20 protein-coding genes are annotated in these 19,015 nt (G+C 69.7%); 5 read left to right on the top strand and 15 right to left on the bottom strand.

The genetic code is table 11. The annotated features are described in order from the left end of the window. Positions 1-25 precede the first annotated feature (25 nt). The 5 genes from ACFLIT_RS12070 to ACFLIT_RS12050 all read left to right on the top strand — a co-directional run bounded on the left by ACFLIT_RS12070 (position 26) and on the right by ACFLIT_RS12050 (position 5,242). Entirely contained in the window at positions 26-637 is a 612-nt protein-coding gene (locus ACFLIT_RS12070) for a methylamine utilization protein (RefSeq protein WP_479911481.1), read from the top strand. Between the two features lie 8 nt (positions 638-645). Further along, complete coding sequence (locus ACFLIT_RS12065) at positions 646-2,994, top strand: putative bifunctional diguanylate cyclase/phosphodiesterase (protein WP_479911480.1); 2,349 nt, start codon at positions 646-648, stop codon at positions 2,992-2,994. A gap of 25 nt (positions 2,995-3,019) precedes the next feature. Continuing rightward, positions 3,020-4,306, top strand: a complete 1,287-nt coding sequence (locus ACFLIT_RS12060) for a hypothetical protein (RefSeq protein ID WP_479911479.1) — start codon at positions 3,020-3,022, stop codon at positions 4,304-4,306. Positions 4,307-4,480: 174 nt separating this feature from the next. Continuing rightward, on the top strand, positions 4,481-4,855 hold the full coding sequence (locus ACFLIT_RS12055; RefSeq protein WP_479911478.1) for a c-type cytochrome: 375 nt from the start codon (positions 4,481-4,483) through the stop codon (positions 4,853-4,855). A 24-nt stretch (positions 4,856-4,879) separates the two neighbouring features. Next, positions 4,880-5,242 carry a VanZ family protein gene (locus ACFLIT_RS12050; protein WP_479911477.1) on the top strand — a complete coding sequence of 121 codons (363 nt, stop codon included), beginning with the start codon at positions 4,880-4,882 and terminating at the stop codon, positions 5,240-5,242. 169 nt (positions 5,243-5,411) lie between these two features. Here the strand turns inward: ACFLIT_RS12050 and ACFLIT_RS12045 are convergent, their stop codons facing one another. The 15 genes from ACFLIT_RS12045 to lgt all read right to left on the bottom strand — a co-directional run bounded on the left by ACFLIT_RS12045 (position 5,412) and on the right by lgt (position 18,952). Beyond that, complete coding sequence (locus ACFLIT_RS12045) at positions 5,412-5,696, bottom strand: GIY-YIG nuclease family protein (protein WP_479911476.1); 285 nt, start codon at positions 5,694-5,696, stop codon at positions 5,412-5,414. A 60-nt stretch (positions 5,697-5,756) separates the two neighbouring features. Then, the gene (locus tag ACFLIT_RS12040) at positions 5,757-6,203 is read right to left on the bottom strand and encodes a cytochrome c-type biogenesis protein (protein WP_479911475.1); all 447 of its coding nucleotides are present in this window, start codon (positions 6,201-6,203) and stop codon (positions 5,757-5,759) included. Beyond that, a complete protein-coding gene (locus ACFLIT_RS12035; RefSeq protein WP_479911474.1) occupies positions 6,200-8,197 on the bottom strand; it encodes a heme lyase CcmF/NrfE family subunit in 1,998 nt (665 codons plus the stop codon). The genes ACFLIT_RS12040 and ACFLIT_RS12035 overlap by 4 nt, the downstream gene beginning before the upstream one ends. Beyond that, complete coding sequence (gene ccmE, locus ACFLIT_RS12030; protein WP_479911473.1) at positions 8,194-8,709, bottom strand: cytochrome c maturation protein CcmE; 516 nt, start codon at positions 8,707-8,709, stop codon at positions 8,194-8,196. Before ccmE ends, ACFLIT_RS12035 begins: the two co-directional genes overlap by 4 nt. A gap of 5 nt (positions 8,710-8,714) precedes the next feature. Continuing rightward, positions 8,715-9,821, bottom strand: coding sequence for a c-type cytochrome biogenesis protein CcmI (gene ccmI / locus ACFLIT_RS12025; RefSeq protein ID WP_479911472.1), 1,107 nt, complete (start codon positions 9,819-9,821; stop codon positions 8,715-8,717). 158 nt (positions 9,822-9,979) lie between these two features. Next, positions 9,980-10,612: a YceI family protein gene (locus ACFLIT_RS12020; RefSeq protein WP_479911471.1), complete on the bottom strand. Its 633-nt coding sequence runs from the start codon at positions 10,610-10,612 to the stop codon at positions 9,980-9,982. A 128-nt stretch (positions 10,613-10,740) separates the two neighbouring features. After that, on the bottom strand, positions 10,741-11,421 hold the full coding sequence (locus tag ACFLIT_RS12015; protein ID WP_479911470.1) for a dienelactone hydrolase family protein: 681 nt from the start codon (positions 11,419-11,421) through the stop codon (positions 10,741-10,743). 9 nt (positions 11,422-11,430) lie between these two features. Further along, on the bottom strand, positions 11,431-12,531 hold the full coding sequence (gene ychF, locus ACFLIT_RS12010) for a redox-regulated ATPase YchF (RefSeq protein WP_479911469.1): 1,101 nt from the start codon (positions 12,529-12,531) through the stop codon (positions 11,431-11,433). 60 nt (positions 12,532-12,591) lie between these two features. Further along, positions 12,592-13,212, bottom strand: coding sequence for an aminoacyl-tRNA hydrolase (gene pth / locus ACFLIT_RS12005; protein ID WP_479911468.1), 621 nt, complete (start codon positions 13,210-13,212; stop codon positions 12,592-12,594). A gap of 72 nt (positions 13,213-13,284) precedes the next feature. Next, positions 13,285-13,896, bottom strand: coding sequence for a 50S ribosomal protein L25/general stress protein Ctc (locus ACFLIT_RS12000; RefSeq protein ID WP_479911467.1), 612 nt, complete (start codon positions 13,894-13,896; stop codon positions 13,285-13,287). Positions 13,897-14,026: 130 nt separating this feature from the next. Continuing rightward, positions 14,027-15,106 carry a hypothetical protein gene (locus ACFLIT_RS11995; RefSeq protein ID WP_479911466.1) on the bottom strand — a complete coding sequence of 360 codons (1,080 nt, stop codon included), beginning with the start codon at positions 15,104-15,106 and terminating at the stop codon, positions 14,027-14,029. A gap of 124 nt (positions 15,107-15,230) precedes the next feature. Beyond that, positions 15,231-16,172 (bottom strand): ribose-phosphate pyrophosphokinase, encoded by a 942-nt coding sequence (locus tag ACFLIT_RS11990; RefSeq protein ID WP_479911465.1) that lies wholly within the window; start codon positions 16,170-16,172, stop codon positions 15,231-15,233. Between the two features lie 83 nt (positions 16,173-16,255). Next, the gene (gene pgeF, locus ACFLIT_RS11985) at positions 16,256-17,035 is read right to left on the bottom strand and encodes a peptidoglycan editing factor PgeF (protein WP_479911464.1); all 780 of its coding nucleotides are present in this window, start codon (positions 17,033-17,035) and stop codon (positions 16,256-16,258) included. Then, positions 17,032-18,105, bottom strand: a complete 1,074-nt coding sequence (locus ACFLIT_RS11980; RefSeq protein ID WP_479911463.1) for a class I SAM-dependent methyltransferase — start codon at positions 18,103-18,105, stop codon at positions 17,032-17,034. Before ACFLIT_RS11980 ends, pgeF begins: the two co-directional genes overlap by 4 nt. Before the next feature lie 10 nt (positions 18,106-18,115). After that, on the bottom strand, positions 18,116-18,952 hold the full coding sequence (lgt, locus tag ACFLIT_RS11975; protein WP_479911462.1) for a prolipoprotein diacylglyceryl transferase: 837 nt from the start codon (positions 18,950-18,952) through the stop codon (positions 18,116-18,118). Positions 18,953-19,015 lie beyond the last annotated feature (63 nt).

The following is a 19,015-nucleotide window of genomic DNA, read 5'->3' as shown; positions in this document are numbered from 1 at the left end:
CAGAGCGCGGGCGATCCTGCGCCCTATGCGCACCGCGTTCGCCGCCCTGGCGTTTTTCGCCCTGGCCGTCCCGGCCCATGCCGCAGATCTGACGGTCGCGGTGAAGACCCCGCGCGGCCAGCCGGTGACCGACGCGGTGGTGATGGTCGACGGGCAGGGGACGGCGCGCTTCGACTGGCCGCTGGTCATCGAGCAGAAGGACATGCAGTTCCGCCCCTTCATGCTGGTGGTCCCGGTCGGCGCGGCGGTGGCCTTTCCGAACCACGACACCGTGCGCCACCACGTCTATTCGTTCTCCGGCGCCAAGAAGTTCGAGCTGAAGCTCTACGGCAAGGACGAGACGCGCAGCGTCACCTTCGACAAGCCGGGGATCGTCGCCGTCGGCTGCAACATCCACGACAGCATGGTGGCCTTCATCCGCGTGGTGACCACCCCATTCGCCGACAAGACCGCCGCCAACGGCGAGGCGCGCCTGCGCGGCGTGCCGGCCGGCCAGATTACCCTGCGGGTCTGGCATCCCTACGGCAAGGCGGCCGGAGGCGAAGTGGTGCGGACCGTGACCCTGCCCGCGACCGGCGGCCGCCAGGAGGTGCAGCTCGATCTGCGCACCCCCGTCTCGCACAATCACGCCTACTGACGGCCGGCATGTTCACGCACCTGCGCACCAAGCTCACTGTGCTCTACGCCAGCCTGTTCGGCGTGGCGTTGCTGGCGGTGGCCCTGGCGGTCTACGCCGGGGTGAACTCGAACGCGCGGACCGGCGTGCGCAACGAACTGGCCGCCAGCGGCACGGTGTTCGACCGCGTGTGGGCCCTGCGCTCGCAGCAACTGGAGGACGGCGCCTCGCTGCTGGCGCGCGATTTCGGCTTCCGCGAGGCGGTGGCCTCGGGCGACGAGGCGACAATCAGCTCGGCCCTGGAGAACCTGCGCCGCCGGCTGGGCGTCGACATGGCCTTCATGGTCGGCATCGACGGCAAGGTGGCGGCCTCGGGCGACGCCGGGGCGGACGCGGTGGCCGAGCAGCTGCTGGCGAGCCTGGACGAGCGCAGCGCCACCGGGGTGTTCATGAGCCATGGTCGGCCCTACCAGGCCATCGCCGCCCCGATCCTGTCGCCGACCCTCAACGGCTGGGTGGTGTTCGCCATCCATCTCGACCGCACCGAGATGAGCGCGCTGGAAGAACTGGCCGCCATTCCGCTGACCGCCGAAGTGGTGTCGCAAGACGCCAAGGGCGCCTGGATCGCCACCCGCGCGTCGTCGCCGCGGGAAAACGTCGCCCTCAGCCGGATCATCGATGCAGCCCGCAAGCCGGCCGGCGCGGGCCAGGCCGAGCTGCGCGTCGACGGCAAGGCCGACCTGGTGCTGGTCAAGCCGCTGAAGTCCCTGACCGGGGAGGGCGCCTCGGTGCTGGTGCTGCGCTTCCCGCTCGCCGAGGCCCTCGCGCCGTATCAGCCTCTGATCCATACCGTGATCGCCGCCGCCGTGCTCGGCATGGCGCTGCTGCTGATCGGCAGCTGGACGCTGTCGCGCAGCGTCACGCGCCCGATCTCCGCCCTGGAGGGCGGCGTCGATCGTCTGCGTCGCGGGGAGGACGCGCGCGTCGAGGTGGAGACCCGCGACGAACTGGGCCGCTTGGCCGACAGCTTCAACGCCATGGCCGTGGACCTGCGCGAGCGGCAGGCCCGCATCACCCATCAGGCCCTGCACGACGCCGAGACCGGCCTGCCGAACCGCAGCGCCCTGGAGACGACCGTCTCGGAGATGGCGGCCGCCGCCGGGCGCGAAAGCCTGATCGTCGCCGCCGTCGGCATCGACCGCTTCGAGCATGTAAGGGGCGCCATAGGCTACGGACTGTCGGGCCGGATGATGGGCGTCGTCGGGGAACGGCTGGAGGCGGCCGGCTTCGCGGGGCGCGTGGCGCGGCTTTCCACCAAGATGCTGGGTCTGGCCTTCTGGGCGAAGGACATCGACGAGGCCTGGATCGATCTGGTCTCGGCCCTGGAGCCGGTGGAGGCGCCGCTGGAGTTGGACGGCGTGCGCATCGACGTGAGCCTGACCATCGGCATGGCGGCGCTCGGCCTGCACGGCGACGAGCCCGGCGCCCTGATCGACCGCGCCACCATCGCCTTCGACCAGGCCATCGCCGGCCGCAACAAGCTGGCGGTGTTCGACGCCGTGGCCTACGGCGATCCGGCCAGCAACCTCTCGCTGATGAGCGACATGCTGGCGGGGCTGGAGCGGGGACAGTTCAGCCTGCACCACCAGCCCAAGCTCGATCTTCGCAGCGGCGCGGTGACCGGCGTCGAGGCTCTGATCCGCTGGACCCATCCGACGCGCGGCCGTCTCGGCCCCGACCTGTTTATCCCCATGGCCGAGGAGACCGGCCATATCCGCGCCCTGACCGACTGGGTGCTGAATCGCGCCCTGGAAGACCAGGCGGTGATGAAGGCCGCCGGCCACGCGTTGGCGATGTCGATCAACATCTCCGGCCGCCTGCTGGGCGACGCCCACTTCGCCGAAAGCGCCCTGGAAGCGGTGGGTCGGGCCGTGGGCGAGCTATGCTTCGAGATCACCGAGACGGCGGTGATCGACAATCCCGAAGTGGCGCTGCAGACCATCGAGCGGCTGAAGCTGGCCGGGGTGGCGGTGTCGATCGACGACTACGGCTCGGGCCTCTCGTCGCTGGCCTATCTGAAGCAGATCCGCGCCCAGGAGCTGAAGATCGACAAGGCCTTCGTCATGGGCATGGCGGCCGGCGACGACTCGCTGCTGGTGAAGTCGACCATCGACCTGGCGCACGGCCTGGGCCTGAAGGTGACCGCCGAGGGGGTGGAGGACGCCGCCGTGCTCGCCGCCCTCTGCGCCATGGGCTGCGACCTGGCGCAGGGCTACCACATCGCCAGGCCCATGCCGCTCAACGATGTTTTGACGTTTCTGGCCAATAACCACGACGCAAAGCCCGTGACCTCGCCGAAGGCCCTTCGGCTGGCGTGACGCCGGGCTGAAGGGGAGCAGGCGTTTGCGCGGTCCGGCGGCGGGGCTGATCGTCCTTGCGACGGCCTTTGGGGCGGCGGCCCTTGGGTTCGCGGCGCCCGCCCGCGCCCAGATCGATCTCTTTTCCCGAGAAGCCGTCAGCGGCGTGGTGGACCTGCGGGCCGCCTACAGCGATGGCGAAGAGTCCTGGGTCGACGGCGGCCTGGGCAAGGCGCGGGCGGCGAAAGGCGGAAGTCTATCCCTGGCCGAGGCTGACCTGATCTGGCGTCCGCGGATCGGCTGGAACCTCTCGGGCCTCGTCGTCGTGCAGGCCCAGCCGGACATGCCCGATCCCGTCGGCGTTTCGGAAGCCTATGTCACCTACAAGCCGACCCCCAGCGGGCCGGTGCGCTATGCGGTGAAGGCGGGCGTTTTCTATCCGCCCATCAGCCAGGAGCACGAAGGCGGCGCCTGGCTGGTCTCCGACAGCATCACGCCCTCGGCGATCAACAGCTGGGTGGGTGAGGAACTGCGCACGGGCGGCGTCGAGTTCAAGGCCACTGCGGCGCTCGGCGGCCAGGAGGTCGCGGCGACGCTGGGAGCGTTCGGGTGGAACGACACCTCGGGAACCCTGGTCTCGATGCGGGGCTGGGCGCTGGGCGACCAGAAGGCCGTGATCGGCGGGGCCTTCCCGCTGCCGAAGCTCTCGACCTTCATGAGCGGGCGGCAGACCGGGTACACCACGCCGGTGCTGGAGATCGACGGCCGCGTCGGCTTTTACGGACGCCTCGACTGGTCGCCTTCGGGCCGGCTTTCGCTGAACGCCCTCTATTATGACAACGCCGGCGACCTGATCTCGAACACCCCGGCGGGGCCGGCCCGCCCCGAAGGCAAGGAGTGGGCGTGGGACACGCGGTTCTGGAACCTCGGGGCGACGGCGACGCTGGACGACCGCACGACCCTGAAGGCGCAGGCGATGCGCGGCGTGACGCTGATGGGGTTTCCCCGGCCGCGCGGCGTGTGGATCGACGTCGACTTCGACAGCGCCTACCTCTCGGCCACGCGCAAGCTCGACGACGAGGCCGACGCCCCCTCGCTCCATGGGCGGGTCGACTGGTTCGACATCGTCGACAAGACCTACCAGGACATCGACAACAACGCCGAGCACGGCTGGGCCTTCACCGCAGCCTACAAGCGCCCCCTGAACGCGCGGGTCACCTGGCTGGTGGAGGCGCTGCGCATCGACAGCCGGCGCAACGATCGGCTGCGCCTCGGACTAGATGCGATGCAGTCGCAAACAGTTCTGCAATCGTCTCTCAGATTCGCGCTGTAGCGGCGAGCGGTCGCGCGGCGGGGTGATTGAGGACGCGTCAGGATACGTCTATACAGCGCCCCGCAACCGGTCCGGCTCGTTCAGCTTGCAGTCATCCGCCTTACTTTAGACGGATATGGCGACAATCTGACCCCGTCCGTGAAAACCGGAAGAAAGCCCTCGCAAGGACCTGTGATGAAACGCCTGTTCGCCGTCGCCGCGGTTGCGGCTGCCCTCTCTCCCGCCCTGGCTCTGGCCCAGACCGGCGACGCCACCAAGGGCGCCGCCACCTTCAAGATGCGTTGCGGCGTCTGCCACAACACCACCGGCACCGACACCCCGATGGCCCCGACCCTGAAGGGCATCGTGGGCGCCAAGGGCGGCGCGCACTCGGCGACGTTCAAGTACAGCGACGCCCTGAAGAAGGCCGCGCCGGTGTGGACTCCGGACAAGATCAACACCTGGATCACCGCGCCGCAGAAGATGGTGCCCGGCACCAAGATGATGATGGTGGTCCCGAACCCGCAGGACCGCGCCGACATCGTCGCCTTCCTGCAAACCCAGAAGTAATCCAAGAGGCGGCCGGAGCAGTCCATGGTCCGGCCGCCGCTTGCCCTGATGCGGGTCGCCTTCGTGGCGGCTTGCCTCTTCGCCTTCACGGCCGCGATCTGGCCCGATCCCCTGGCGGTCGAAAGCCAGGGCGGCGACAAGTATCTTCACTTCACCACCTTCTACGTGCTCGAGCTGCTGGCCCTGGTCACGGCGCGGCGTAGGCGCATCCTGCCGGCCGTCGGGCTCGTGGCGCTGGGCGCCCTGATCGAGATCGTGCAGGGCATGGTGGGGCGCGACCGCAGCTTTTGGGATCTCGTCGCGGACATCCTCGGCGTCTGCGCCGCCATTCTGCCGTGGGCGCTGGCCCACCGCTGGCCGAACCTGCCCGCCCGCGCGCCGCGCTAGCGGCCCTCCGGACGCCGTCGAAGGTGAAGCCGGGGCTGACGATGGTGAAGTCGGCCGGTGGGGCCGAGGTGGTCGCGAGCGTGGATGCAGGGACGAGCGTTCCTTAGAGTCTCACAACTCCGATTCCTAAAAATCCGCTCATCCCCGCGAAGGCGGGGACCCAGGCTTTTTACAGTAAGTCCGGAAGCAGATCACGCCAGCCCGGATTGAACCGTTCGATCAGGGCCAGCTTCCAGGCTCGGTTCCATTTCTTCATCTGGCGCTCGCGCAAGAAGGCCGCTTCGCGCGTGTCGTGGGTTTCGTACCAGACGAGCGTCTTCACGCCGTAGCGTGCCGTGAAGCCCGCCCGGACCTCATCCCGATGGTCGGCCGTGCGCTGGATCAGGTTGTCGGTTGAGCCGGTGTAGAGCGTGCCGTTGCGTTTGCTAGCGAGGATGTAGGTGTAGAACGCCATGCAAAAAAAACCTGGGTCCCCGCCTTCGCGGGGATGAGCGGAATTAGGGGAAAGTTCCCGTCAATCGCCACTCATCAGCCGCGCGACGCGGGCCTCTTCCTCGGGGCTGAGGGGAGCCGGGGCCTCGCGGCGGCGGAGCAGCATGAACATGCCGGCGCCGCCGACGGCGACCAGCACGAAGGGGCCGAGCCACAGGGCGAGGTTGGCCGGGTTGAACGGCGGCTTCAGCAGGATGTACTCGCCGTAGCGGTCGATCAGGAAGCGTTTGACCTGGGCGTCGCTGGCGCCCTGCTCGACCTGTTCGCGGATCACCTTGCGGGCGGTCTGGGCGAACAGGCTTTCGCTATCGTCAATCGATTCCGACTGGCAGATCAGGCAGCGCACTTCCTTGAACAGGGAACGGGCGCGAGCCTCCTGGGCCGGGTCCCGCAACCGTTCCGATGGATCGGAGGCGGCGGCCATGCAGACCACCGCCGCCAGGGTCAGGAAGAAGGCCCGCAGCTTCATTCGGCCGGCTCCGGTACGAACGCCGGGGCGGTCGCCGCGCGCTTGGCGGCGGCGAAGCGCAGGCGGCGGTCGGAGAGCGACACCACCCCGCCGAGGGCCATGATCAGCGGGCCGAGGAAGATCAGCCGCACCCACGGGTTGTCATAGGCGCGGATCAGCCAGACCGGACCCTGGGGCCCCATGCGGCCCTCGCCGAGCACGATGTAGATGTCGTCCAGCCCGCGGGGGCAGATATGCACCTCGGAGGTGGTCTGGCCGCCGGTCGGGTAGAAGCGCCGCTCGGGCGTGGCGATGCAGACGGGCAGACCGTCCTTGGTGACGATCGTCGTGCCGCGCTGGGCCTGGTAGTTCGGGCCCTCGACGTCCTCGATCTTCTGGAAGGTCAGCTCATAGGCGCCGAAGCGCATCGACTGGCCGACTTGGAGGGTCTCGGCGGCCTCGGTCTTCCACGCCGTCTCCACCGCCGCGCCGAGCACGAAGACGCCCAGGCCCGCGTGGGCCAGGGTCATGCCGTAGGCGCCCAGCGGCAGGCCGCGCAGGCGGCGCATGACCTCGGCCATCGGGGCGCGGAAGGCGCGGATGCGCTCGGCCATCTCGGTGAGGGCGCCGAGGATCAGCCAGGCGCCGATGCCGATCATCAGGCTGGCCAGGGCCTTGCGCGGCGAGACCAGGGCGAAGGTCAGCAGGCCGCAGGCGACGCCGATGGCGGCCGCGATCCACAGGCGCTGCAGGGCGCCGCGCGCGTCGCCGCGCTTCCAGGACATCATCGGACCGAGCGGCACCAGCAGCATGGTCAGGCCCATCAGGGGCAGGAAGGTCAGGTTGAAATACGGCGGGCCGACCGAGACGGTGTCGCCGCCCATGGCCTCGCGGATCAGCGGATAGAGGGTGCCGAGCAGCACGGTGGCCGTGGCCGCCGACAGGAAGATGTTGTTCAGCACCATGCCGCTCTCGCGGCTGATCGGGGCGAAGACGCCGCCACTGGGCAAGGCGCCCGCGCGCCAGGCGAACAGGGCGAAGCCGGCCCCGGCCGAGAGGCCGAGGATCGACAGCAGCAGCACGCCGCGGGTCGGATCGACCGCGAAGGCGTGCACCGAGGTCAGGACGCCCGAACGGACCAGGAAGGCGCCGAGCATGGAGAAGGTGAAGGCGGCCAGGCTGAGGAACACGGTCCAGCCGGGCAGGGCGCCGCGCTTCTCGGTGACCACCGCCGAGTGCAACAGGGCCGCGCCGATCAGCCAGGGCATGAACGAGGCGTTCTCGACCGGATCCCAGAACCACCAGCCGCCCCAGCCGAGCTCATAGTAGGCCCAGAAGGCGCCGAGGGTGATGCCGATGGTCAGCAGGCTCCAGGCCGCCAAAGTCCACGGACGCACCCAGCGGGCCCACACCGTTTCGACCTTGCCCTCGAGGAGCGCGGCGACGGCGAAGGAGAACACCACCGAGAAGCCGACATAGCCGCAGTAGAGGAAGGGCGGATGGAAGGCGAGCGCCGGGTCCTGCAGCAGCGGGTTCAGCGAGCGGCCCTCGACGGGCGCCTCGGCCAGCCGCGCCAGCGGGTTGGAGGCGTAGACGGTGTAGGACAGGAACAGCACGCCCAGCACGCCCTGGGTGGCCAGGGCGTAGGCCTTGAGGCGCAGCGGCAGGTGACGGCCGAAGGCGGCGACGGCGGCGCCGTAGGCGGTCATCACCATGCACCAGAGCAGCATCGAGCCTTCGTGGCTGCCCCAGGCGCCGGCCACCTTGTAGAGCATCGGCTTGGCGGTGTGGGAGTTGGCCGCGACGTTGGCCACCGAGAAGTCGGAAGTGACGAAGGCCTTGATCAGGCAGGCGAAGGCGAAGGCGCAGGCCAGGAAGGCCGCGAAGGCCGCGCCCTCGCCGGCGGCGGTGAGGGCCGGGGCGCGGCGACGGCCGCCGACGGCCGAGAGCACGGCCTGGGCGACCGAGAGGGCGAGGGCGAGGGTGAGGGCGAAGGCGCCCAGTTCCGCGGTCATGCGCCGGTGGTCCGAACGGGGGCGGCGTCAGTCGCCTTGTTGTAGTCGGGAGGGGCGGCGCCGTCGCCGCGCCACTCGCCCTGCTCCTTGAGGGCCTTGGACACTTCGCGCGGCATGTACTTCTCGTCGTGCTTGGCGAGCACCTGCTTGGCCTGGAAGACGCCGCCGGCGTCGAACGCGCCCTGCGCCACCACACCCTGGCCTTCGCGGAACAGGTCGGGCAGGTCGCCCTGATAGCTGACCTTGGAGGCGCCCTTCACGTCGGCGACGGTGAACTCGACGCGGCCGTCTGGGTGCTTGATCACGCTGCCGGCCTGGACGAGGCCGCCGAGCTGCACGTTGCGCCCGGCCGGCACCTTGGCCTCGATGGCCTGCGACGGCGTGTAGAAGAACGACACCTGGTCGCGCATGGCGAACAGCGTCAGGCCCACGGCCAGGGCCACGACCGGGGCGGCGGCGGCCACCACCATCAGGCGGCGACGGGCGGTTCGGGATTTCGGCAACCAGCTCATGGCTCTTATCTTTGCGCCGGCTGAGCGGCGGAATCGAGGCCTTGCAGCACTTCGGGACGATCCTTGAAGCGGGCGCGGGCCTCGGCGAGCGCGGCGTCGCGCTTGGCGGTCTCGCCCATCACCGTATAGGCGCGCACCAGGCGGACCCAGCCCTCAGGATCGTCGGGGTTCTGCTTCAGGCGCGCGGCGAGGCTTTCGACCATGGCGGCGATCTGCGCGCCGCTGACCTGTTGGCCTTGACCCTGAGCCTGGGCGGCGGCGGCGTCCACGGCGCCGGGCAGGCGGCCGGTGGCTTGAACGGTTTCGATCTCCTGCTGCAGGGCGGGCCGGGCGGCCTCGGGCATGTTGGGCAGGATGGCGCGCCAGCGGGCGACGCCCTCGGCGGCCTGGCCGTCGGAGATCAGGCGGCGGCCGATGAAGTAGTTGGCGGCGGGCAGACCGGGGTCGAGGCGGTCGGCCTCGCGGAAGGCGGCGAGCGCATCGTCGCCGATGGTGTCGTTCGCGCCCATCACCAGGGCCTGGCCGAGCTGCAGCCAGAGATCGGCGCGCTGGGGATCGAGGCGCACGGCGCTGCGGAAGGCCTCGGCGGCGCCGGCGGCGTCGCCGGCGCGGGCGCGGGCCAGGCCCAGGAAGCGCCAGAACTGCGGATCGCCCTTCTGCGCCTGTTTTCGCGACTCCAGCATGGCGACGATCTGGTCGGGCTGCAGGGTGGCGGGATCGGCGGCGAACCAGGATTTCAGGCGGGCCTCGAAGGGCTGATCGGGCACGCTGGGCGAGCCGACGAAGATGTAGGCGAGCACCGCCAGCAGCGGCGCGGCGACGCCGATGCCGAGCGCCAGGCGTCGGACCTTGACGCCGTTGTCGACGGGGGCGGCGGCGTCCGCGGCGGCCAGCAGGCGGCGGCCGGCCTCGGCGCGGGCGATGCGGCTGTCGTCTTCGGAAAGCAGGCCGCGCGCGGCGAGGTCGTCGATCTCGGCCAGCTGGCGGCGATGCAGCGCCAGGGTCGGGTCTTCATCGGTGGGGCCGACTTTCGCGCCCCGCGCCGCGCCGGCCAGGATGGGCAGGGCGACCAGCACCGACAGCAGCGCCGCGGCGATCCAGAAGGTGATCATTCCGACCCCTGAGGCCCATCTGCCCGTCCGGGCGGCGAGCCCGGGGCGGTCGGCGGGCCCGACCTTTTATTGGGAGACGCGGGGGCGAACCCGCGCTCCAAGCGAACACGCTCCGGTCCGAGCGCGCCTCGCGGCGTCTCGAACCGGATCGCCTGCCTTTATTGCATGTTGAATTCGAGGTCGATGGTCAGTTCGACCGTCGGCCCGATGGCGCCCGCGGCGGTGGTGAAGCCCCAGTCGGCGCGGGTGAAGGTGGTCTTGCCGTGGACGCCCACGATCTTGACGTTGCGGGCGTTGTTGCCGGCGCCGACCAGTTCGGCGTCGACGACGATGGGCTTGGTGACGCCCATGAAGGTCAGGTCGCCGGTGATCTTGCCGGTGGTCGCGCCGGTCTTCTCGACCTTGGTCGAGACGAAGGTGGCGGTCGGGAACTTCGGCGTGTTCAGGAAGCGGTCGCCCTTCAGCTCGTCGGCGAAGCCGGCGACGTTGGAGGTGATCGAGGCCGGGTCGACGGTGATGTTGACCTTGGACTTGGTGACGTCGGCGCCGTCCCAGTTCAGCGTGCCGGTGATCTTGTCGAAGCGGAACACGCTGTAGGAGAAGCCGCCGCCGTGGCCGATGCGGGCGACCACCGCCGCGTGGCGTTCGTCGAGCTTGTAGGTTCCCGTGGGGGCCTTGGTCGGGTCCTTCGAAACCACCGCCGGCACCTGCGGCGCGGGCGGCGCCTGGGCGAAGGCCGGGGCGGCGATCAGGGCGAGGCCGAAGGCGGCCGCGAGGGCGGGACGGATCATAAGGGGAAATCTCCGGTGTGGTCGGCTGGCGCGGGAGACGCGTAACTCGTGCTGATACTAACCTGCGAAGCTGTCGCAGCTTATTTCAGATCCGATACATTCCCGGCGACCTTCAGTCTCCGCGACCTTCAGGCCTCGGCCTTCACGCCGCTGTTGCGCGTGAAAAGCTGCAGGGTGCGCAGGCGGGCGAGATGCGCGGCGTCGGGGGCGTAGTCCTCGCGCTGGTCGCAGTTGAAGCCGTGGCCGGCGTCATAGAGGTAGACCGGCAGGTCCGGCTGGGCGGCGATCACCGCCTCGTAGTTCTCCGGCGGGATCGAGGGGTCGGTCTTGCCGTAGTGCAGGATGGCCGGAACGCGGGGCGTCTCGTCCCGGAAGTCGAGCACCTGGCGTCCATAGTAGCCGGAGGCGGCGGCCAGGCCCTCGCAGCGGCAGGCCGCCAGCCAGGCCGCCGTGCCGCCCCAGCAGTAGCCGACCACGAACACCGGCGGCGCCAGGGCGTCGATCGCCGCCTGCAGGTCGGCGACGACCTGATCCCAGGGCGTCTTGCCGACGAGATCGCGCCCGCGGCCAAAGCCCATCGGGGTGTAGTCGGCCTCGAAACCGGGCTTGGCGCGCTCGAAGAAGGCTGGGGCCAGGGTCTCGTAGCCGTCGGCCGCGAAGGCTTCCGCCAGGCCGCGGATGTGGCCGTTCACCCCGAAGATCTCCTGCACCACCACCAGGCCGCCCCGGCGGGCGTCGAGCGGCTTGCAGTGGTAGGCCGGCAGCTCGAAGCCGTCGTAGCCGCTCTTCAGGGTGAGCCAGTCGGACATTCGAAAGCCTCAGACGTTGAACCGGAAGTGCATGACGTCGCCGTCCTGCACCACATACTCCTTGCCCTCGGCGCGCATCTTGCCGGCTTCCTTGGCCCCGGCTTCGCCGTTCAGCCGCACATAGTCGTCATAGGCGATGGTCTCGGCGCGGATGAAGCCCTTCTCGAAGTCGTTGTGGATCACGCCGGCCGCCTGGGGCGCGGTGGTCCCGACATTGATCGTCCAGGCGCGGGCTTCCTTGGGGCCGACGGTGAAATAGCTCTGCAGGCCGAGCAGGCTGTAGGCCTCGCGGATCAGGCGGTTGAGGCCCGGCTCGCTGAGGCCCAGCGTTTCCAGGAACTCGTTGCGCTCTTCCGGATCGAGCAGGGCGATCTCGCTCTCGATCTGGGCCGAGATGACCACGGCCTTGGCCTTGTCGCGGGCGGCGCGCTCGGCGACGATCTTCGACAGCTCGTTGCCGCTCTCGGCCGAGGCCTCGTCGACGTTGGAGACGTAGAGCGCGGGCAGGGAGGTGAGCAGCTGGAGCATGTGCCAGGCCTTTTCATCCTCTTTGTTGACGTCTGCGGCGCGGGCCGGGCGGCCTTCGTTGAGCTGCGCCAGGGCGAGGTTGATCAGGCGAAGCGTGTTGGCGGCTTCCTTGTCGCCGCCGCTCTTGGCCTTCTTCTCGATGGCGGGCTTGCGCTTCTCGAGGCTTTCGAGGTCGGCCAGCATCAGCTCGGTCTCGATGATCTCGAGGTCGGCCAGCGGGTCGATGCGACCTTCGACGTGGGTGATGTCGTCGTTGATGAAGCAGCGGGCCACGAAGGCCACGGCGTCGCAGTCGCGGATGTTGGCCAGGAACTGGTTGCCCAGGCCCTCGCCCTTGCTGGCGCCCTTCACGAGGCCGGCGACGTCCACGAAGTTGATGCGGGCCGGGATTATCTCCTTGGAGCCGGCGACGGCCGCCAGCTTTTCGAGCCGGGGCTCGGGCACCGCCACGTCGCCGGTGTTCGGCTCGATGGTGCAGAACGGATAGTTGGCCGCCTGGGCCGACGCCGTCTGGGTCAGGGCGTTGAACAGGGTCGATTTGCCGACGTTCGGCAGGCCGACGATGGCGACTTTCAGGGCCATGGGGGTCTCGTCTCTAACAGTGGGCGCGGGCCTAGCATGGGAGGCCGCCGGGGGCGAGGCTCAGAGCGGATCGCCCGGGCGCTTCTTCGGATCGCTCTTCGGCGCCGGGGCCAGGCGCAGGACTTCGCCCTGGAAGCGTTCGTCGTCGCCGGCGGCGGCGAAGGGCAGGGCGTCGGCGATGGCGTCGAGCATGGGGTCGAGCCACTGGTGGTCGACCTTGTGGAAGTCGCCGAGCACGTAGTGCATGACCGCGTCCTTATGGCCGGGATGGCCGACGCCGATGCGGCCCCGGCGGAACGTATCGCCGATAGCGGCGGTGATGGAGCGGACGCCGTTGTTGCCGGCCGCGCCGCCGCCCGCCTTCATGCGGAAGCGGCCGGGGGCGAGGTCGATCTCGTCGTGGAAGACGATGACGTCGGTCGGCTTCAGCTTGAAGAACTTCACCGCCTCGCCCACCGAGCGGCCGGTCTCGTTGTAGTAGGTGCGCGGCTTCAGCATCAGCAGGCGCTCGGGCCCGTTCGGGGTGCTGAGCTCGCCCTCGCAGGCCAGGGCCTGGAATTTCTGCCGCCAGGGGCCGGTCGACCAGCGCCGGGCGATGGCGTCCAGCGCCATGAAGCCGACGTTGTGCCGGTTCTTCTCGTACTTGGGTTCAGGATTGCCCTGGCCGACGAGGATCAGCATGCGGTGCGGTCCATAAGAAAAAGGCGGCCGGATGGAACACCCGGCCGCCCGATCTTGTCATGCGAAGGAGGCTCAGGCCTCGGCTTCGCCTTCGGCGGCTTCAGTGGTCTCGACCGCACCGGTCTTCGGCGGCTTGATGGTGGCGAGCACGAAGTCGCGTTCGAGGGCCGGTTTCACGCCCTTCGGCAGCTTCACTTCCGAGATGCGGATGGTGTCGCCGATGTTGTGGATGGCCAGGTCGATGACCAGCTCTTCCGGGATCGAATCGGCCGGGCAGGCCAGTTCGACGGTGTGACGCACCACTTCCAGCGAACCGCCGGCCTTCAGGCCCGGCGAGACGTCCTGGTTCTTGAAGTGCACCGGCACTTCGATCTTGATCAGCTGGTGCTCGTCCACGCGATAGAGGTCGAAGTGGATCGGCTCGTCGGTGACCGGGTGGAACTGGACGTCCTTGGCGATGACCGACTGCGATTCCTCGCCGTGCTTCAGGGTCACCAGGTGGCCCAGCAGCTTGCCGGTGAAGAGCGCCTTGCGGAACTCGTTCGACTTCACCGCGATGTTGACGGGCTCACGGCCCTTGCCGCCGTAGAGCACGCCCGGGACCTTGCCGGCGCGACGGGCTTCACGGGCGCCGCCGGTGCCGGCGCGTTCGCGGACTTCGACGTTCAGGACGATCTCGGCCATGGCCTGCCTCGGGGAGAAAAAGAGCTCAAAACGAAACCGCCGCGCGAGCGACCGCGCGGCGACGGAATTCAGGAGGCGCGTCGATACACCAGTCGGGCCCGCCTTGCAACGGCGACGAGCCCGTCGCGCATCAGCCCTTCTTCGCGGGGACCTTCCGCTTCGGCGTCGACGCCTTCAGCAGCGGCTTCTTGGCGGCGGCGATGGCGGTCTTCACGTCGAAGTCACGCGGATAGATCTCGATCGGCGTCGGGCCGCCGGCCGCCTTGATCATGCACTGGCCGGTTTCCATCAGGATGTGCTGGCCCAGGCAGAAGACATCCTCGTAGTGCGGCTTGGCCACGGCCAGGCACTGATAGAGGTTCAGCTTCGACATGCTGAGGCAGCGATCGGTGTTTCCGTCGGCCAGCAGGGGGCGAATCGACTCGATGCGGCTGTCGCCGGCTTCGCCGAGGGCCGCCAGGGCGGCGACCGCCAGGCCGCGGATGACCAGGGGGGAATAGGGCGCCTTGGCGGTGCGCGGCGTCATGGGCAGGGGGCTGGCGCCGGTCGAGGCCAGTTGCAGGCGGGCCGCGTCGTCGGTCGTGCCGTGGATCTTCTGGGTGGAAAGCAGCTTGGCGCGGGCGAGGCGGCCGGGCTGGTCGACCACCTGGGCTTTCGACCAGTTCTGCCGCTGGACCTCGTAAGCGGCGATCTTGGCGGAGCGGCCGGCGTTGTAGACGCCGAAGCCCTGGGTGGTGAGCGCGTCGATCACCAGGCCGGCGGCGCTGTCCGAGCCCTTGATGCCGACGACATAGGCCGGGTCGGCCATGATCGCGGCGGCCACCTGATGGCGCTGGGCGGGGTCGGTGACGAAGGTGCGGACGCCGGAGACGAAGGCGGGGTCCTGCAGGGCGACGACGGCGGCGTAGGCGACCGCGCCGCCCATCAGCTGCTTGGGCTCGTAGGCGGCGCCAAGACGAACCGCGTCCTGAATCTGCTCGCCGTTGGCGAAGCGGGACGACACGCCCGTCGCGCGGGTCATGTAGCCCTGATAGGCGGCAGCCTGTTCGGTGATCTCGTTGGCGAGGCCGATCGGCGGCGGGGGCGGCGGCGCGACGGCGACCGGCGCCGGGGCGGCAGGCGGCGGGGCTTCCTGACAAGCGGCCAGCAGGGCGGCGAGCGCCACCGTGGCGGTGGTCAAGGCAAGACGGGCGGGCCTGAAGATCGACAAAGAAGGCGCTCCCTTAACGCTGCACACACCCGCATTTTAGCACGTCGGGCGGGGGTATGTGACTCGATCGTGGTTAACCAGGCTTTGACAAGCTTGGCCTTTTGGCCCCGGGAGGCGCGCCCGATCAGTCGAACAGCTTGGAAACGCTCTCTTCATTGGCGATGCGACGGATCGCCTCGCCGATCAGCGGGGCGCAGCTGACCTGGCGAATCTTCTCGCAGGCCTGCACCGCCGGGGTGGCTTCGATCGAGTCGGTGACGACCAGTTCGCGCAGCACCGAATTGGTCACGCGCTCGACCGCCGGACCCGAGAGGACGCCGTGGGTGACGTAGGCCGAGACTTCGGTGGCGCCGGCCTTGGCCAGGGCTTCGGCGGCGTTCACCAGGGTGCCGCCCGAATCGACGATGTCGTCGAACAGGATGCAGGGGCGGCCGGCGACGTCGCCGATGATGTTCATCACCTCGCTCTTGCCGGGGCCGGAGCGGCGCTTGTCGACGATGGCGAGGTCGGCGCTGCCGAGGCGCTCGGCCAGGGCGCGGGCGCGCACCACGCCGCCGACGTCCGGAGAGACCACCATCACGTTCTTGGCGTCCTTGCCGAGGGTCTCGCGGACATCCTGGGCGAACAGCGGGGTGGGGAAGAGGTTGTCGGTGGGGATATCGAAGAAGCCCTGAATCTGGCCGGAGTGCAGATCCATGGTCAGGACGCGGTCGGCGCCGGCCCGGGTGATAAGATTGGCCACCAGCTTGGCCGAGATCGGGGTGCGGCCCCCGGTCTTCCGGTCCTGCCGCGCGTAGCCGAAGTAGGGGATGACGGCGGTGATCCGCTTGCCCGAGGCCCGCTTCAGGGCGTCGATGCAGATCAGCAGCTCCATCAGGTTGTCGTTGGCGGGGGCGCTGGTCGACTGGATGACGAAGACATCCTCGCCGCGCACGTTCTCGTCGATGGTGACGAACACCTCGTTGTCGGCGAAGCGCTTCACCGACGCCTTGGTCAGAGGAATGTCGACCGCCCGGGCGATCGCCTCGGCCAGCGTGCGGTTGGCGTTACCCGTGATCAGCTTCATGCGACACCCCTCTGTCGATGCGCGCGCTTCTAGCAGCGTAGCCTCTGCGGGCAAGCCGTCGCGTGACAATTTCGCGACGATGCTCAGTCGTCGAGCATGATGGCCGAGAGCAGCCGGCCGTAGTCGGTCTCGCCCCGCTTCACGGCGCGGCGGTTGGAATAGAAGTTGGCCTCGTCGGCGCAGGTGTCCTGGCCAGTCCATTCGGCGCGGGCGACGCCGGCCTCGGCGAGGCGCGACAGGACGAAGCCGGGCAGGTCGAACATGCGCTTGTCGTCGCCGGCGCCCGGTCGGAAGAATCGCCCGGCGCCCGGCGCGCCGGTTTCGAACCGCTCAAGGAAATCGACGCCGACCTCGTAGGAGTCAGGGCCGATGCAGGGGCCGACGGCGGCGACCATGCGTTCGGGCGCGGCGCCCAGATCGATCATGGCCCGCACCGCCGCCTCGACGACGCCGCCGAGCGCGCCCTTCCAGCCGGCATGGGCCGAGGCGACGACGCGGGCCTCGGGATCGGCGATCAGAACCGGGGCGCAGTCGGCCGACAGCGCCCCGCAGATCAGGCCGGGGGTGCGGGTGACCACCGCGTCGCCCTCCGGGCGGACGCCGCCCCACGAGCCGTCGGCGACGATGGCGGTCGCGGAGTGGATCTGGAAGCAGGTGTTCAGCTCGTTGGCGGTGACGCCGAAGAAGGCGGCGCAGCGGCCGCGATTCTCGTCGACGTCCGGCCCCTCGTCCTGCGAGCCGCGGCCGACGTTGAGGCTGGCGTAGAGGCCCTTCGAGACGCCGCCCCGGCGGGTGAAGAAGGCGTGGCGAACGCCGGGGAGGGCGGCCAGCAGAGGCGAGGCGACGGGATCGAGGGCGCTCATGCAGTCTCCACATCGAAGGCCGGCGGCGGCCAATCCGGCGAGTGGACGCAGGCGGCCTTGAAGAGAACGCCCATCTGGGCCGGATCGGCCAGGCGTTCAACCTGACGCGCGATGACGTCGGCGCGGTCGGGCGCCTTGGCGGCGAGGGCCTCGGCGCGCTGGACGAGGCCGAGGCGGGCGAGAAAGTCGCCCTGGGTCAGGATCGGCGCGGCCCCGGCGCCGGCCGCGCGGGCGGCGGCGAGCACGGCGGGGAAGTCGGCGTGGACGGTGAGGTCGGCCTGACCGGGGTGGCCGAGCGGATCTTCCTTTTGGTGGGCGCGCAGGGCCTGCAGGGTGTCGCCCGGGCCGGGGGCGTCGCGGCCGTAGTCGATGAGCAGGGCCGCCCCGCTGTCGGCGGCGATGCGGGCGCCGAGGGCGGCGCCGAACGCCTCCTGAGCGGGCGAGCGCTCGACGATCAGGCCTTCCGGCGCATTCGCGGGGCCTTGCAGCTCGGGGCGCGGGGCCAGGCCGAAGGCGAGGGCGCCGGCCGCGTCGACGCCGACCATGCGCTCGGCCCAGCCCGATGGGGTGCGCACGAATTGGCGGACGGGCAGGCAATCGAGCAACTCGTTGGAGATCAGCAGCAGGGGCGCGTCGCCCGGGACCTCCTCCAGTGAGGCCGCCCACTTCGGCGCTTTCGGTCCATCGCCGAGGCGCAGGTGCTGCTCGCGGCGCAGGGGCTCTGAGGTTTCGATCAGCCAGAGGTCGGCGGCGGCCAGGAAGTCCGGCCGCAGGCGGGCGACGCGCAAGAGGTCGCTCATCAGCGTCCCATCGCCGGGGCCGGCCTCGACCAGGCGGAAGCTCGCGGGCGCGCCGGCGTCGAGCCAGGCCTGCACGGCCCAGAGGCCGATCAGCTCGCCGAACATCTGGCTGACCAGGGGGGCGGTGATGAAGTCGCCCCCGGGGCCGAGGCGCGGACGGGTGGCGTAGTAGCCGTCCTCCGCGTCGTGCAGGCAGCGCATCATATAGTCGGCCACGCTGATCGGGCCGCCTTCGACGATGTCGCGGATCAGCCGCTCGCGCAGGCTCATCGGGAAGCGATCAGTCGGCTGGGGTGGTCGCCGGCGTCGCGGCGGCGGCCTGGCGCCCCGAGCGCCAGATCAGGAAGGCGCCGATCAGCAGCATGGGGATCGACAGCATCATCCCCATGGTCAGGCCGAGCGGGAAGTTGGGCATGAAGACGTCGGGCTGGCGGACGTTCTCCAGGGCGATGCGGATGATCGCGTAGCCGACCAGGAAGGCGCCGGTGAGGCCGCCCCGGCGCTGCAGCCAGAGCTTGCGGTGAGTGAGGAAGCGCAGGACCAGGAACAACACCAGGCCTTCGAGCGCCGCCTCGTAGAGCTGGCTCGGATGGCGGGGCTCCAGCGTCGGGGCGTCGGGGAAGATCACGCCCCAGGGCAGGGTGGTGGGGCGGCCCCACAGCTCGCCGTTGATGAAGTTGGCGATGCGGCCGAAGCCGAGGCCCAGCGGCACGACCGGGGCCACCAGGTCGCCCAGCTTGAGGATGTCGATCCTGTTGGCGCGGGCGAAGCCGACGATGGCCAGGCAGACGCCGATCAGGCCGCCGTGGAAGCTCATGCCGCCGTGCCAGACCTTCAGAATTTCCAGCGGATCGGTCCAGATCAGCCGGGAATCGTAGAACAGCACGTAGCCGAGGCGGCCGCCGAGGATGACGCCGAGGGTGATCCAGAGCACCAGATCGTCGATCTGCACCGGGTTGGCGGTGGGCGTCTGCGCGCCCCACAGGCGGTGGTTGCGGACCAGCCACACGGCGTAGCGCCAGCCCAGCAGGATGCCGGCGACATAGGCCAGGGCGTACCACCGGATCGCCAGGGGGCCGATGTGGATCAGGACGGGATCGAAGTCGGGAAACGGCACGCGCGATCTCCGCTGTGGATGCGCTTTCGTAGAGCGTGGCGGGCCGGTGCGAAAGCCCGTCCG

It is taken from the genome of Caulobacter sp. HJHS_5, from assembly GCF_056683955.1.
The sequence above is the reverse complement of the archived record's forward strand: the minus strand, read 5'-3'. Positions and strand labels throughout refer to the sequence as shown.

What these genes read in the sequence shown, in the direction of transcription:
- ACFLIT_RS12070 (WP_479911481.1), top strand. Translation starts at nt 26, where the DNA reads ATGCGCACCGCGTTCGCCGCCCTGGCGTTTTTCGCCCTGGCCGTCCCG.
- ACFLIT_RS12065 (WP_479911480.1), top strand. Translation starts at nt 646, where the DNA reads ATGTTCACGCACCTGCGCACCAAGCTCACTGTGCTCTACGCCAGCCTG.
- ACFLIT_RS12055 (WP_479911478.1), top strand. Translation starts at nt 4,481, where the DNA reads ATGAAACGCCTGTTCGCCGTCGCCGCGGTTGCGGCTGCCCTCTCTCCC.
- ACFLIT_RS12050 (WP_479911477.1), top strand. Translation starts at nt 4,880, where the DNA reads ATGGTCCGGCCGCCGCTTGCCCTGATGCGGGTCGCCTTCGTGGCGGCT.
- ACFLIT_RS12045 (WP_479911476.1), bottom strand. Translation starts at nt 5,696, where the DNA reads ATGGCGTTCTACACCTACATCCTCGCTAGCAAACGCAACGGCACGCTC.
- ACFLIT_RS12040 (WP_479911475.1), bottom strand. Translation starts at nt 6,203, where the DNA reads ATGAAGCTGCGGGCCTTCTTCCTGACCCTGGCGGCGGTGGTCTGCATG.
- ACFLIT_RS12035 (WP_479911474.1), bottom strand. Translation starts at nt 8,197, where the DNA reads ATGACCGCGGAACTGGGCGCCTTCGCCCTCACCCTCGCCCTCGCCCTC.
- ccmE (WP_479911473.1), bottom strand. Translation starts at nt 8,709, where the DNA reads ATGAGCTGGTTGCCGAAATCCCGAACCGCCCGTCGCCGCCTGATGGTG.
- ccmI (WP_479911472.1), bottom strand. Translation starts at nt 9,821, where the DNA reads ATGATCACCTTCTGGATCGCCGCGGCGCTGCTGTCGGTGCTGGTCGCC.
- ACFLIT_RS12020 (WP_479911471.1), bottom strand. Translation starts at nt 10,612, where the DNA reads ATGATCCGTCCCGCCCTCGCGGCCGCCTTCGGCCTCGCCCTGATCGCC.
- ACFLIT_RS12015 (WP_479911470.1), bottom strand. Translation starts at nt 11,421, where the DNA reads ATGTCCGACTGGCTCACCCTGAAGAGCGGCTACGACGGCTTCGAGCTG.
- ychF (WP_479911469.1), bottom strand. Translation starts at nt 12,531, where the DNA reads ATGGCCCTGAAAGTCGCCATCGTCGGCCTGCCGAACGTCGGCAAATCG.
- pth (WP_479911468.1), bottom strand. Translation starts at nt 13,212, where the DNA reads ATGCTGATCCTCGTCGGCCAGGGCAATCCTGAACCCAAGTACGAGAAG.
- ACFLIT_RS12000 (WP_479911467.1), bottom strand. Translation starts at nt 13,896, where the DNA reads ATGGCCGAGATCGTCCTGAACGTCGAAGTCCGCGAACGCGCCGGCACC.
- ACFLIT_RS11990 (WP_479911465.1), bottom strand. Translation starts at nt 16,172, where the DNA reads ATGAAGCTGATCACGGGTAACGCCAACCGCACGCTGGCCGAGGCGATC.
- pgeF (WP_479911464.1), bottom strand. Translation starts at nt 17,035, where the DNA reads ATGAGCGCCCTCGATCCCGTCGCCTCGCCTCTGCTGGCCGCCCTCCCC.
- ACFLIT_RS11980 (WP_479911463.1), bottom strand. Translation starts at nt 18,105, where the DNA reads ATGAGCCTGCGCGAGCGGCTGATCCGCGACATCGTCGAAGGCGGCCCG.